The sequence below is a fragment of the Mesorhizobium huakuii genome (assembly GCF_014189455.1).
Taxonomy (GTDB): Bacteria; Pseudomonadota; Alphaproteobacteria; order Rhizobiales; family Rhizobiaceae; genus Mesorhizobium; species Mesorhizobium huakuii_A.
In genome coordinates this window covers 240,681-254,483 of sequence record NZ_CP050298.1, presented here as the reverse complement: position 1 = coordinate 254,483, position 13,803 = coordinate 240,681, and the positions used below count along the sequence as shown (strand labels likewise).

Here is a 13,803-nt window from a genome sequence, read left to right as displayed (position 1 = left end):
GCCGCCAATGACGACGAAATCAGCCTGCTCGGACGGCATAGAAGGACGCCATCACCCCTGCCGGATTGGTGCTGCCGCCGTCACCCGAATGTGGGATGGTGCGCACCACAGAGCCGACGATCGCGGGTACTTCCAGCGGGTCGGTGCTATCAGGACAAACGGGTACTAGCCAGCCGATATAGTCGTAGATGATCCACGGCTCGCCGCCGACCACGCCCTTGCCCTGGAAGCGGACCTGCATCGGCGAGCCGTAGCCGAAGCTGCCGCGCAGATCGAGCGACCATCCCCGCCCGCCGATCGTTCCCGAAAGCTCGGTCTCGGACTGCTCCGCAATGGCCAGCGTGCCTTTGCCGAACAAGAGGTCGTTGGCCGCCTTGCCGAGGTCAGGGTCGTTGTTGAAGCTGCGATAGGTCCAGTTGCCGACAAACGGATTGGTCACGCTCATTCTCCCGAATCTTCGACGCAGATGTACTTGACCCCGGGCGAGGGCTGATCGAGCCCGCCTGCCGGATTACGGACGATGAAGCCGAGCTTCGACCATTCGGTCACCATCTTGAGGTCGCCGGCAAGCGTCTGCGGAATGCCGCGCGCCCAGTTGCGGAACTGGAAGTCCGTGCCGACGGGATAGTAGGCCTGCATCGGCCGATGCGCCGGCCACCACAAGGTCTCCCACACGCGCCGCTCGCGCTCCATCAGCGTGTTGCCGACACTGTCGGGATAAAGGACGTTCCATTCTTCGTAGGTGACGTCGATCGTCTGGGTGGAGCATTCATTGAAATCGGCCTGCCATGGCAGCCCGCTGAGCTTGGTCAGGTCGCCGGGCTGCAATCCGACATTGAGGTCGCTGCCTTGCGACAGCGGGTCGGAGGCATAGGCGATATAGCCTTCCTCGCTGACGCCCGCTCCCCATCGATTGGCGTTCTCCTGCGCCGCGGTCAGCGCAAAGCCGTACCATTCCGGGTCGGCCTTGATCCGATAGGGCTCGCGCCAGATCGCCGGGTTGCGGATGATCCACGTCACTTCACCGCCCGGGCAGAAGGCGCCGCCGAGCCCGTTCGACAGCACACCCTGATCGAGACCGCGTCCGCCCGGCACGTTCCAGTCCTTATAGGGCTGCCACGGATCGATCGCTGGGGCGAAGCCTGCATCCACCTCGTCAATGAAGATGCCCGCCGCCCATTGCCGCAGCAGGAACAGTTGCGTGTCGGTCAGCCGAAGGAACTTGCTCACCGTCTTGTTGGTGATCGGATTGTCGCCCGCAAGCAACGGCATCAGCGGCAGGTGATAGGTTCGGGTCGCCGGATTGGCATCGAGCCGGAACAGGTTCTCCTCGCCCGGCTTGCGCAGCAGATCGAACAGATACTGCCGCGCGGTACGGCCGGGATCGGTCGTTGCGTCCTTCGCGGCCGCGGTGAGCGCACGGTCAAGCAACTGGCCGGAGCGATATTCGAACGCCAGCCGGCGCAACGCAGCTTCAATCGGCTCGTCCGGATCGGCGGTGCGATCCGGTTCACCCGGCTCCTGCCGCGACGAGGACCGGGCAAGCGTCAGCATCCGCTTGCGCGGTGGCGCGGCGGCGCGGCGATGCGCTCGATCACGCTCGCGACCACCGCGTCGAAAGCGCTGCGCGCCTCGGCATAGGCGGGCTCGGCCGCCGTGTCATTGTCGGCGAACAGCTTTTGCCAGCGCGCGGCATAGCTGCGCGGCGCCTCGCCGTCGCCAGGCGGGCAGACCGCAGCGGTGAAAGCCGCCGCTGCCGCCTTGAGCGTGGCGGCGGCATCGCCAACCACGGCATCGTCAGCCGCGCCCGGCGCCTGCGTTGCATCGAGCAGCATCAGGCTCGGTTCCACCGCTGCCTCGAGCAGCCCCCCGCCGACATGATCGTCCTTCGCGCGGCCTTCCTTTTGCGCCAGCGCACGGGGCGCGATCCGCGGCGGGATGCACAGGCGATAGGGATCGAACGTGCCCCGGCTCGACTGGTTGTGCGGAAAGTTCGATTGCTGGAGGATGTTGGCGAAATAGGAGAATTCGTCGGCACGGAAAATGATCGGCCAGATATCGCGCCAGAACCACGGCCGATAGGCCGGGTTCCACTCCACCGGTCCGGCCTTCCAGTGCAGCAGGGCCGCCGTATCGGTCGGGTCGATCTTCTGCGGCGCGTTGAATGTTCCTGCCGTGCCATACATGTCGGTGCGATAGGCGAATTCGCGGATCGACATGTCTTCGACCACGTCTTCCAGCGTGATCATGTCGAGGACTTCCGGCGCGTAGCGGGGATAGCCGACCAGCACCCAGGCGGGGTATTCGACATCGATGTAGCGCAGCTTCTGGACGCGCTCCTCCATCATCACCAGCCGCGCCATCACCGGCCCGTCCGAGATGTCATCGAACCAGCCGTCGCTGTTGGCGTAGGTCTCGATGCGCGGATGGCCGAAACCTGAGAGGAACGAGCCGCTGTTGCCGTGCCCGCCGAGCACGAGCAGCCGCCCGTCATCGTCGGTCATAATGTCGCCCAGCGTGTCGATGTCGTTCGGCGCCATCCCCGTCGGCGGGAAGGTGACGGCATAGGCCGGGTTGGTGTCTCTCCCGAAGCTCGCCTTGCGCCGCGCGCTGCAGTCGACGGCTTGCGGGCCGGCGTCGATGATCAGCTTCTGCCTTTCGACCGGATCGGTGATGCCGGCGTTGCGCAACGGCGCGTCTGCGGCATAGCCTGCCTCGCCACGCAGCCCGTCGAACGTGAACCATGCCGCCTTCTTGTTGGCGAGTTGAACGCGCCACTGGATGTCGACCAGCTTGCCGCGATTGCCGCCACCTTCGACATGGTCGCCGATCTTCAGCGGGCTACCCTGTGGATTGGCCGCGTCATAGACGAAGATCTGGAAACGCGCGGCCTGGCGCTTGATGCGGCCCTCGCTGTCCTTGAAGTTTTTGATCGGCGCGTCGCCTTTCGCGGCATTGCCGTTGGCGTCGCATTCGATCGGCAACTGCGCCGGCTTTTCCGGCGAGATGCAGAAACCTTCGGGGCTGTCGCCGAGCCGGGCGATGCCGACGGCGGGGTGGATGCGATAGACTGTTGGGTCGGCCATTTGATTTCCCCTCAGCGCCTGCGCCGGCCGCGTCTTCTGGTCAGTCGAGAAAGTTGAGCGAAACCCCATCAAGCCGCAGCAGCTCGCGGTCTTCCTTATAGGAGGCGCCGATCACGACCAGGCTCACCGTGAGGCTGGTGGCGCCGGCCGCGATCAGCCGGCGTGCCGCGCGCGTCACATCGATGCGGTGGTTGCGCGGCGTGTTCATGCTGCGCTCGCGCAGATCGAATTTGCGGTTCTCCGCTTGCGGACTCTCGCAATGCCCAGGCCCGCCATAACATTCGCCATGACCGAACACGGCGGCGTAGCCGGCATAGCCCGGCACGTTGAGCGGCGTCGAGGCGTCGGCATCCTGCGTGTTGAGAAACACGCGAATGAAGCAGGAGCGCAGCAGCTGAGGCACGCGGTGCAGCCGCACTTCGACCGAGCGGAAGCTCTTGGTCGCCTCAGGCACCGCAATCGGCGCCGAGACGAAGCGTCCGACCGGATTGGTCAGCCCCACCGGCATCAGGCATCCGCCACGGACATACTCATAGCCGAAACGGTTCATGTCGAGCGTATCGCGCACCGCGTAGCTCCACGGCGTCAGTGCGGAATCGAGATCGGCTGGCAGCCCGCCGGGATGGTGCTGCTGCCAGCGCCACCAGAGCCGGTCGATATTGGCGTGCACCGGCCAGAAGATCGGGTCGTAGGACGCGGTCAGGTTCGAGAACATGTCGCCGAACTGCGGCTCGGAGTAGAGATCGTCGCGCTGGTGGAATTTGCGCCCGGCAACGCGCACCGCGCTGTTGCGGTCGGGGGGAGCGCTGGTCTTGAACGCAGGGTTCATGCCCCCGGTCCAGATGTGCATCGTGTTGTGCGGGTTCTGGTCGAGGAAGCCGAAGCTGTCGACATAGAGGCTGCCGCCGCCGAAGTCGCGGAAGGTGCGCAGGCTGAGGATCTCGTCGATGTCCTCCTGTGCCGGGTAATGGTAATGGATGACGGTGTTGATCGTGCCTTTGCCGAACTGGCTGGAGTAGCGCAGCGGGTACCACAGCGAATTGGCCTCAAGCACCGCGTCGATCAGCCGCTTGCGGTTTTCGCCGGCCACATACTCCTTGCCGCATGCCTTGCTGACCGCGTCGTAGATTTGCGTCGGATTGGCCCAGAACTGGCCGACCAGCGTGTCGATCTTGGCCGGAAAACCCTTGTCGCGCAGGAAGCGCACCGAGTCCTGGGTGAGGAAGCCTTTGAAGGCATCAGGAAGGATTGCGCCGTTGGCCGGATCGTCCGGCTTGTAACGCTCGGCCGGGAAATCCCACCACGGCATGGTCACGTCGGGGCAGAAATCCTGCAAGGCCTGCTCGAATTCATAGAGATACACGCGATGCCACGGCAGGAAGCGCTCCCAGCCATGCTGGCAATGGTTCTGGTGGATCAGCGCCAGATTGTTGTAGCTGCGCTTGTCGCCGACCCATTTGTTGAGCTTGTAGAGCTCGCGAAATGCATGGCGCAGCCGCTCTTTCTGCGCGTCGTCGAGCACATCGACATCCATGCGCTGGCGCAATTCGCCCTTGGCGTAGCGCCATGCCGCGGGATCGGATGCCGGGCCGAAGATGGGGCCGGGAAGCCCCTTCACCTCGACGCGGGCCTCGGTCGTCACGCTGACTTCGCCGGCAAGCGCGACCGTCTCGATCAGCTCGCCGGGGCAGCCTTCCTCGATCCAGGTCTCGATCCGGTCGATGTCGTCGTCGGCGACCGGCTTGCCGCCCCAGGGCAGGCGGGGGAACTGCCTGCCGTCGAAGGGCGGCAGTCCGCGCAAGCCGCGGACCAGCACCGAGCGCGCGCCGCGCCCCTTGGCGTCGCTCGTGCCGCAGCACGTTGTGGTCAGCGGCGCGATCAGCGGCATGCCCTGCAGTTGCAGCGTCAGGAAATCCGGCAGCGTCAACCCGGTCAGGCTGCCTGGTCCATCGTTGCCGCCCGCAGCGGTTAGGATCGCCTCGACGTCGCTCCATCTAAACGGCGCATCGGGTTCCGGCGCCTGCGCCTTACTTGTGGGCATCGTGGCCACCCATCTGCATCCCATCCATCTGCATGGCGTCGCTCTGCGCGTCGTCGCCCACCTGGTCAGGCAGCACCACGGCAACGTTCTGCATCATGCCCTGATCCTCATGGTCGAGGATGTGGCAGTGCAGCACGTACTCGCCGATATAGCGCTCGTAGCGGGTGCGCAGCGTGATCGTGTAGATGCCTGAAAAACCCGTGGGCAGGTTTTGCGGGATCAGGCTCTTGATCCACAGCGTATCCTTCCACACGCCCTTTAGCCCGGCATATTGCGGATCGTAGGGCGCACCGCCGGCGTCGTCTATCGCACCCGGCGCGCTGACGTCCTTGCCGAGGGGATCGGTGATCGAGACGATCTGGAACGGATTGACGTGGATGTGGAACGGATGGCTGACGAAGTGCGACTGCAGCGTCCATTCCTGCGCCTTGCCCAGCGGCAGCGAGCGGTCGATGCGGGTCGCCTCGTAGGGCTTCGCGTCGGCCGTGTTGAGCGTGTTGCCGACTTCGAACTTGGTGTCCGGTCCGGTCGTGTCGATGAAGAAGGTCAGTTCCTGCGTGCCGTTGCCCTTCACTTCGTCGTCGGTGATGTCGGGATGCGGCGTGAAGCTGGTGAATTTCGTTCCGGCCTTGAGATCGGCCACCACCACCGGCTTGACGTCCGCGGGCATGTTGGCCTCGGCCAGGCCAACCAGCTTGCGGTTGATGTAGGTTTCCACATTATCGACCGGCGTTCCCGCCGCGACGTCGACCAGTGCGAGCAGTTGCGGTCCGACGTCAAGCCCGTTGACCACTCCCGATTTGGGCGCCGAGGAGTCGATCACGCAGTAGCGCCCGGCTTCTGGAAAGACGATCAGCGCGTCAAAGCGATAGCCAGGCTGGAAGGTTGCAAGCTTGGTCGGTTGCGCTGCCGCCATCGTCAGCCCGTCGGCAGCGATCAGCGTATAGGGCACCGGCGTGGTGCTGCACGTATCCTTGATGAATGCCGCCGTGGTGTCGGCATTGAGCAGCGTTTTCACCCCCGGCTTCGGCTTGCCGTCAAGCACCTTGAAGAACTGCAGGCTGATCGTGTCGCGCACGCCGGCATGGACCATGCGCCAGCGCTCGATCTGGCCCTGCGTCGCCTTCAAGGGGTCGTTGGGATTGAACACCTTGCCGTTGAGCGAGGTATAGCGCCCCGACGCCGGCCAGGTGCCCGGCCCGAACTGGTCATAGCCCTCGATGCCGCCGACATCGCCCGGATCGCAGAAATAGTGGCCGTTGATGTCCTGCTTGATCGGGCCGAGATCTCCGGGCTTCGCCGCCGGCCCGCGGCAGGCATACTGGATCTGCTGCATCACCAGCACCCGCTCGGGGATCGCCGAGGTCGGGATCAGCGTGTCGATGTCGCCATGCGCGGTCGGGGTCGGCAAGCGGTTGCCGCGGATGATCAGCGCCCCGGCCATGCCGCTCGACACCTGCAGCGCGGTCGAGCCGTGGCGATGGGTGTGATACCAGAACGTGCCGGAAGGATGGTCCGACGGGATGTTGTATTCATAGGTGAACCGCGTCTGCGGGTTGATCGACAACAGCACATTGTCGCTGTTGCCCGATGGGCTTACCCACAGCCCGTGGGTGTGGAGATTGGTGCCGTTGAAGCAGTGGGGGATGTCGGGCATCTGGCCGTCGGGCATGCAGCCGGGGTCGCCGGGCTGCGGTCCTGCCGGCAACTGATTGTCGAGGGTGACGCGTACCGTGTCGCCTGGAATTGCCTCGATCGTCGGCGAGACATAAGGAGCGCTGGGATCGACGCCCTTGCCGGTGTAGCCGCGCAGATGGACCTTGTCGTAGCCGCCCGTGGACGGGTTGTAGATCTGGTTGTCGATGTAGTCGAGCTTGAGATTGAGCAGGCGGTCGCCGCGCACCGGCAGCGTGTTGCCGGGCAGTGGCGTAGCAGGTGCGAGCTCAGTCAGGGCAGGCTTGGCAATCGGCGCGCGGTCATCCTGCAGCACAGGTGGATTGAGGATCTCGGCCGCCGCGGGCAGCACCGCGATCGGTCCCAGGCTGCTGAGGAAAACACCCGCGAGAATTCGCGCACGCACCATCAATCCAGGACGCGACATGGGTCCCCTCCCTACATATTAGCTCGAGATTGTATTCCGAAAAGATAGTGCGCCAGATCCGGAGATCTGTCTAGCTTGAAAAGCCGAAAACGCCAAACTTTACTTCTACCAAAACTGAACGAACGAATTTTAGAACTTACTTATACAGATCACTATCACTTCGTTTCGATCTCATTCTATTTTTAATCGGCTAAGATGCCGAGCCGCGATCGACCAACCCAGTCTCTCGATCTTTACCGCAAGCAACAATTGCCAGATGAGCGCAGCTGACAGCAAGCAGTACCACTGCCAACAAACACGCTGGAGGGAGATTGTTCGCGCTGCAGGTCGTTGCCTATCCCGAACGCCTGGTTAGCAAGCGCCTGCGCGCACCGGAGAAAACCGATATGCCATCTCCACCCCTTCTACCCTTCTTAGTTCACCCACCAAGCTGGACAGTTCCGCGGCCGGCGTCGGGCCACACAGCGGCCCAAACCAGTCACATTGGTTCGGATTGCTCGGGAGTACCCGCGCCCACAGTCGCTTTCCAAAGTGCCGGGCAAGCCTCCACGTCTGCAAATATCGTCTCGTCTGAGTTTCCGGTGGGCGTGATCATCGGACGACTTCTCCTCAGTCCATGCGCCTTTGTAGAGGACTATGCATGTACCGTGCCAAAAGAGAAATCGTTCTCACGCAATACGATAGTCCTAACACTGCGTAACCGGGGCAGATTACCGGGCGGTGGGGGTTTGCAGGCGCGTGCGTTCGTGATTCACCCTTTGCGTGACGCGGCTCTTATCAACCAAAGACCGCAATATCCTTGTGATCGAAGCCTTTTCATGCGATTCTTCGAGCTGATCTGAAGGAGATGAGAATGCCTGAAATGCTTGCAGCGCTTTCCAACATTCGGACTGTTGAAGACTGATCGCGGCCTTCCGGGATGAGCAGCATTGCCGGTGGTGTCACATTGATTGAGGGGTAAGGAAATTGAGGTAGCAGCGCGCCCATGACCGTGAGTGCACCGACCTACAAGAACCACCGCTATCCGATCGAAATCGTGGCCCGTGCTGTTTGGCTCTACTTCCGCTTCAATCTGAGCCTGCGCGATGTCGAGGAAATGCTGCTCGAACGCGGGATCGTCGTTTCCTACGAGACCATCCGCCGATGGTGCCGAAAGCACGGCCCTGATTATGCGCGCCGCATACGCCGCAAGTCGCCGACGAAAGACGATGTCTGGCACCTGGATGAAGTCGTGGTGCGCATCAACGGTCAGAAATGCTGGTTGTGGAGAGCGGTTGATCAGGACGGATATGTGCTCGACGAGATTGTCCAGACGCGTCGCAACACCAAGGCCGCCCGGCGCCTGCTGACGCGACTTCTGAAGAAGCAGGGTCTGCCGCCAAAGCGTATGATCACCGACAAACTGCGCTCCTACGGGGCGGCCCAACGCCAGGTCATGCCGAACGTGGAACACCGCTCGCATAAAGGCTTGAACAACCGGGCGGAGAATTCTCACCTGCCGTTCCGAAAACGGGAACGAACGCGACAGGGTTTCCGGTCGGTCGGCTCATTGCAGCATTTCGTGTCGATCTTCTCCGCCGTTCGAAATCTCTTCGTCCCATCCCAGACCAACCGCTCCGCCGCACAAATTCGAACCCATCGACGCCAAGCCATGGCCGCGTGGGAAGCCGTGAGTGCACGGCCTGCCTGAAAAGCGCGGTATCGGCCTCACGCGCCCACATTGCAAACAACGTGACAACGCCCTGACGGCGCCTATGACGGAAACCCGACTTACGACGCAGTCATCGATCATAGCGCTGCCGCCGCAATCGTCATTCCGCCTCGTGCCAACGCGGTCGAACCATTCGACGATAAGACCTGCCGGCCAAAGGGAGCAGCATATCGCCGCAATCGGCAGAGACGGCCGGATGAAATGGCAGGTCTCCAACGGTTATGGCAAACGCTCGCTGGTCGAGACCGCCATAGGGCGATACAAGTCCACCATCGGGCGGCGTTTGCGGGCACGGTCGCTTCCCGTTCAGCAGACCGAAGTCGCCATCGGCTGCGCCGTCCTCAACCGCATGCTTGCCTGCGCACGCCCGAAATCCGCCCGCCGCAAGGCGGCCACGGCATAGTCTGCCGCTTCAAAGATCGACATCCGCTCAAGTCCGGACCCATGCACCAACGCCAGCTGGCATCGCTCTGCCACACAACCTCGACGAACAACTCGCCTGAGATCACCCCCAAAATGTAGTGGTAACACGCGCCGGCGCGCGCCTAACGTGCTGATATAATAACATATTCTTACAGGCGGTGTTTAAGTGGGGTATGACCGCTGTGCGCACACCTTCATGTCTGCAATCTGCATCGCAGCAACCGTCATCTTCTGGATCAATCAATGAGTCCTGAGCCTAAGTTGACGCTCAAATATTGCGCCAGAGGCCGCCGTTGAGGCGTAGATTTTCTGGACCCGTTACCAGTACATTCGTCACTTCCTCGAAGAAGGCTTGCTGCCAGCGACTGGAAAACTGTCTCAACCCCTCACCTGCCTCGGCGGTCGGCAGCCTTTTGACAACAAACCGAAATTGGTTTTCTGCCCAGAGGGGAGAGGTAAAGATCGTAGGCACTTTGGTCTTGTAAGAGAGCATCGCGCAAAACGGGGAATATGTTATGGACTTTCCCTCCCAGGTGATGCGTGGCGCATTGGGGGACATCGCGCCGTCGGCGGCGAGGGTGACGAGGCAGCCGGCACGCAGCGAATCGATGACACATCGCGCCACTTGAACTTCGTTTAAGTCTGCCGTGGAGATCAAGGTATTCGCAAAGCCGGTGGTCAAAATTCTTGGCGTTGACGATAGCCACCTGTAGGGCGTTCCAAACGAGTGGATGGCTACAGGGCCTGCAAACATTGGGCCGATATGCGCGCTGACTAGCAACACGCCTTTGCCTTCGTCACGGGCCTCGATGACGGTGTTTCTATTGGCATCGCTGACATTGAAAAAGCTGGCAATCTCTCCAGCTTGATCAATAGAGCACTCCAGCCAATCTTGGATAAGTTTGTCTAGAAGATGTCCCCATTTTGCGCGCCGATCCCAGTCCTCGCGATTGGGTGAAGGTGGGTATCCGAGCTTCTGGCTCACGATTTCCCAAGCCCAGTCGAGTCGCCTCTGCGGCAGCTTGACCTCATCCAGACGTGCATCGAGCGCAGCCAATCCTGCGGAGAAAGTCCTTGTTAACTTGTTCTTCCGTTCGCTCACCATGTCGCCATAAAGCTGCTTTGCCTCGGCTTCGCGCCCGACCTGCAACAGCAAGGCAACTGCGCTGCTCCTGTTCGTTACGGAGGGATCGAGCTTCACAGCGGTCAACATCTCGGTACACGCCTCCTCAAGCCGGTGAGCATGCTTGAGAGCACGGGCCAAAAGAAGCCGGGTATTAGTCGTGTTGGGCCTCAACGATACAATAGGGGCGAGGACATCGACAGCCTCTGCGTAACGCCCGGCAGACAGCAGAAGTTCGCCGTAGGCACGCAGGAAAATACCGTCGTTGCCGGCCGAACTTTTAGCCTTTTCAAGGATCTCCAATGCTTCTGAGACCGGTTTATCGCTGGCGAGAGCGGCGCGCGCCGCCGCTTCGGCGAGACGAGGTTCGACCTTTCCGTTGCCCTCAAGAAGAGTGCGGGCAAAGGCGTAGGCATCGCCGGCTCGATCAGAGCCAAGCAAATGTCGAATGGCCAATACGGCGACTTCAGGCGATGCCTTGCCTTTTGCGACTACGTTGTCGACCAATCGTGTCGCCGCATCGTTGCGACTACCCTTCAAAAACGCCTGCAGAGACACCTGCGCAAGCCGGGGAAAGTCCGCAGCATAAGAGATGTGGGCGAGAGCAAGGTGGATCGCTTCTTCGATATTGCCGGTCTGACCGGCGCGCAAAATGCCGACCGATGCCGCAGCGACGGCTCTCGCGTCAGGTTTTTGGGCAGCGATTTCTACACTCATGTTAGGGGGTCACCTTCGTAGTTTCCTGCGAGCAGTTGGATGGTACGAAGCACCATCGCTTCGGTTGAAAACCGCTCCTCGGCAATCAGACGAATTCTGGCCAGCGCCTGCGGATCGGCCTGGTTGAATGCAAGCACCTCGTCCACCTTGTCACAGCATTCCTCCAGATCGACATCTTCTACTGTCGACAGGACGCAGCCAGTGATACCTTCTACCACCGTGTCGGCCGCGCCGCCCGCCGGCGTGGTGACAACCGGAACGCCGCACAACTGCGCTTCAATAAGTGCATTGGGCAAGCCTTCAAACCGGGAAAGCAGCACGAACGCATCCATGTTCCTCAACCAGAAACCGACATTGTCGGATAAACCAGTGAATAGTACGCGATCGATAATGCCGAGGCGAGCGGCCTTCTCTTTTGCCTCCTTGAGCATGCGCCCACCGCCGACTAGCACAATCTTCGTCTGCGGATGGCGCTGAAGATAGGCATGAGCGAAATGTATCCAGAGAGAGGGCCGCTTATCGGTATCGAAGCGAAAAACGCTGCCGATGGTGGTCGTCGCATCAGCGTTGGACAACTGAAAGTGTTGCCACAAATCGACATCGCCATCGGCGGCAGGAAGCAGCGGAACAAGAACGCCGTTATGCACAATGCTAAAACGCAGGTTGTCGACTTTCAGCCAATCCGTATACGCCTTCACTGCCGCCTCACTGTTGGAGGAAAAGCGCACACCAGGAGTCACTGCGAGTGCGCGATACATATCTTGATAAGCAGGATGAAACAAATGTACACGCAGTGAAGGTGGTAAGCCGCGAACGGAGACGACGATTCGGGGAACACCCGCTATTAGCGCGGCCAAGGCGGCAAATAAGACTGCCCCATCCTGCCAGATGAATGCGACTTCGATCTTCTCCTCCCGAAAATAGTTCACCATCCTCTGGACGCCATAGAGCGCAGACTTGGGAAGCATTGGCAGAAGAGTTGATATCTCGTCGTCGCCCAAGGCAAGGTCTTGAATGCGTACAGTAGGAAAATCATCGATCTCACGTGTTTCCACGTCGTTTCGACGCACGGCTGGGAGGAAAAAATCGTATCCCTCCGCGCTCTTGAGCGATTTAAGCACGACATGGCACGGCTCGGTTAATACGATGCCCGCGAGGGGTCTTTTCATCCGGAAAGCATCCGTCAAGCGAATGCCGACGCGCGCTATCTGGCGTTCCGCCCCTCCCGCTGCTAAGCTTCCGGTAATAAGCGAGACTTTCCCAAGTCGGTTCGTTGCCGTCGGCTCCTCGCGTCTGGATGCGTACTTCTCGATCGCTAAAGCTAGGGCCAATCCTGAAGTGTCTCGCGACTTGACCGAATCATCGTCATAGCGTTTTGCAAGGACCGCCATGCCATCGCGCAGCTCCTTAATGAACTGCCCGGAGGCATGGGAGCCGACAGTTGCGGGATCAATGCCGTCCAAAACGGACAGGGCCACGAAACTGTTGCCCCAGTCCTTAAGGCGGCGCGCATAAGATATCCTTCCGCGCATATCCTCTGGAAATCGTTCGATAAACTGCGTGAAGTAAGTCTGAGCGCGCTCGGTTTTACGCAGTTCGCAGTACAGTTCTCCCTTTTCTAAGAGGTCGTCTGCGGCTTTCGGCACGGACGGCAGCACGGCTTCGATGAAATCGCACGCCTCGTCCACGCGCTTTTCCCGGTAGAACCACCGGACGATGTAGCGCAAAGGTTTGAGTTCTTGAGGGAACCGTTCGTGCAACTGGAGCCACAGCGAGAGCATATCATCCCTCGTGCGACACAACTCCAAGGCGAGGACATGGTTGTAATTGACATCAAATTCCAACGGACAAACGGATACCAGTTCCCGTAGGCGAGGCTCCACGCGCCGCGCGCCCGTGGCGGTTCCGGTCTCATGCATCAATTGCCGAATTTCGATCAGGTAATCGGCGCTCTGTGGAGAGGGAATTCCCTTGAGTGCCGCGTTCACGTCCAACATTGCTTGCCCCTTTAACAGTATGCGGGAGTTGATGTTATAGCAATGACAATCACAAGCCTCGCGAGGCACAGGTCAATAATGGTACAAACCTGCGCTGCGACTCGCTAGAAGTAGGCACTTGCGCATTCGGCGCTTTGAAAGCTTTCGCAGACCATTCCGATTATGTCGCGATGCGGCCTCGACTGTCCGTTTTGCAGCCTTTCGTGTCAGGTGCTTGAGCTTGGCGAAGACCTGCTCGATCGGGTTGAGGGCTCGGCTGTAGATGGAGCGGCAGGTAGAAGAGCATGGCGACCGCGGCGCGAATGGGCGCGACGAGTGGCTTGCCCCTTGGGGCTGCCAAGATTGTCCGTGACGACGATGTCACCGGGCGAGATTGTCGGCACTAGGAACTGCTCGACCCAGGTCCAAAGCTTGCGATTGATGGGATCGTCGATGATGCAGAGCGGGTCGATGCGTTCGCGGCGCAGCACGGCCAGGAAGGTCAGCGTGCGCCGTGGATCAAGCCCGCCCGGTACTTCCTCCGTTGCGCCCGGCGCGTGCAGTCACCGACCTGTCCTACTCGCTGGCGAGCAGCGTTTTTTTAAAGCTGAATTCTTTCAGCACC

General features: G+C 60.9%; 8 protein-coding genes and 1 pseudogene. 2 read left to right on the top strand and 7 right to left on the bottom strand.

From position 1 onward, the window contains the following. Positions 1-19: 19 nt before the first annotated feature. From HB778_RS37545 to HB778_RS37530, 5 genes are read right to left on the bottom strand one after another with little or no spacing between them, the layout of a single operon-like run. Entirely contained in the window at positions 20-445 is a 426-nt protein-coding gene (locus tag HB778_RS37545; protein ID WP_183454922.1) for a hypothetical protein, read from the bottom strand. Then, positions 442-1,554, bottom strand: a complete 1,113-nt coding sequence (locus HB778_RS42305) for a LodA/GoxA family CTQ-dependent oxidase (RefSeq protein WP_244662093.1) — start codon at positions 1,552-1,554, stop codon at positions 442-444. The genes HB778_RS37545 and HB778_RS42305 overlap by 4 nt, the downstream gene beginning before the upstream one ends. Continuing rightward, positions 1,548-3,086 (bottom strand): LodA/GoxA family CTQ-dependent oxidase, encoded by a 1,539-nt coding sequence (locus HB778_RS42300; RefSeq protein ID WP_244662092.1) that lies wholly within the window; start codon positions 3,084-3,086, stop codon positions 1,548-1,550. The genes HB778_RS42305 and HB778_RS42300 overlap by 7 nt, the downstream gene beginning before the upstream one ends. 40 nt (positions 3,087-3,126) lie before the next feature. Further along, positions 3,127-5,127 carry a tyrosinase family protein gene (locus HB778_RS37535; protein ID WP_183454920.1) on the bottom strand — a complete coding sequence of 667 codons (2,001 nt, stop codon included), beginning with the start codon at positions 5,125-5,127 and terminating at the stop codon, positions 3,127-3,129. Then, entirely contained in the window at positions 5,114-7,228 is a 2,115-nt protein-coding gene (locus HB778_RS37530) for a multicopper oxidase family protein (protein WP_183465519.1), read from the bottom strand. The genes HB778_RS37535 and HB778_RS37530 overlap by 14 nt, the downstream gene beginning before the upstream one ends. A gap of 985 nt (positions 7,229-8,213) precedes the next feature. On the opposite strand from HB778_RS37530, the gene HB778_RS37525 reads away from it, so the two are divergent. Together HB778_RS37525 and HB778_RS37520 are read left to right on the top strand one after the other, a co-directional pair. Continuing rightward, positions 8,214-8,918 carry an IS6 family transposase gene (locus HB778_RS37525; RefSeq protein ID WP_183454959.1) on the top strand — a complete coding sequence of 235 codons (705 nt, stop codon included), beginning with the start codon at positions 8,214-8,216 and terminating at the stop codon, positions 8,916-8,918. A 54-nt stretch (positions 8,919-8,972) separates the two neighbouring features. After that, positions 8,973-9,342, top strand: a pseudogene (locus tag HB778_RS37520) (transposase); the annotation flags it as partial. Positions 9,343-9,630: 288 nt separating this feature from the next. Here the strand turns inward: HB778_RS37520 and HB778_RS37515 are convergent. Together HB778_RS37515 and HB778_RS37510 are read right to left on the bottom strand one after the other, a co-directional pair. Then, a complete protein-coding gene (locus HB778_RS37515; protein ID WP_183455009.1) occupies positions 9,631-11,202 on the bottom strand; it encodes a tetratricopeptide repeat protein in 1,572 nt (523 codons plus the stop codon). Continuing rightward, positions 11,199-13,199 carry a glycosyltransferase gene (locus HB778_RS37510; RefSeq protein ID WP_183455010.1) on the bottom strand — a complete coding sequence of 667 codons (2,001 nt, stop codon included), beginning with the start codon at positions 13,197-13,199 and terminating at the stop codon, positions 11,199-11,201. Before HB778_RS37510 ends, HB778_RS37515 begins: the two co-directional genes overlap by 4 nt. Positions 13,200-13,803: the final 604 nt, after the last annotated feature.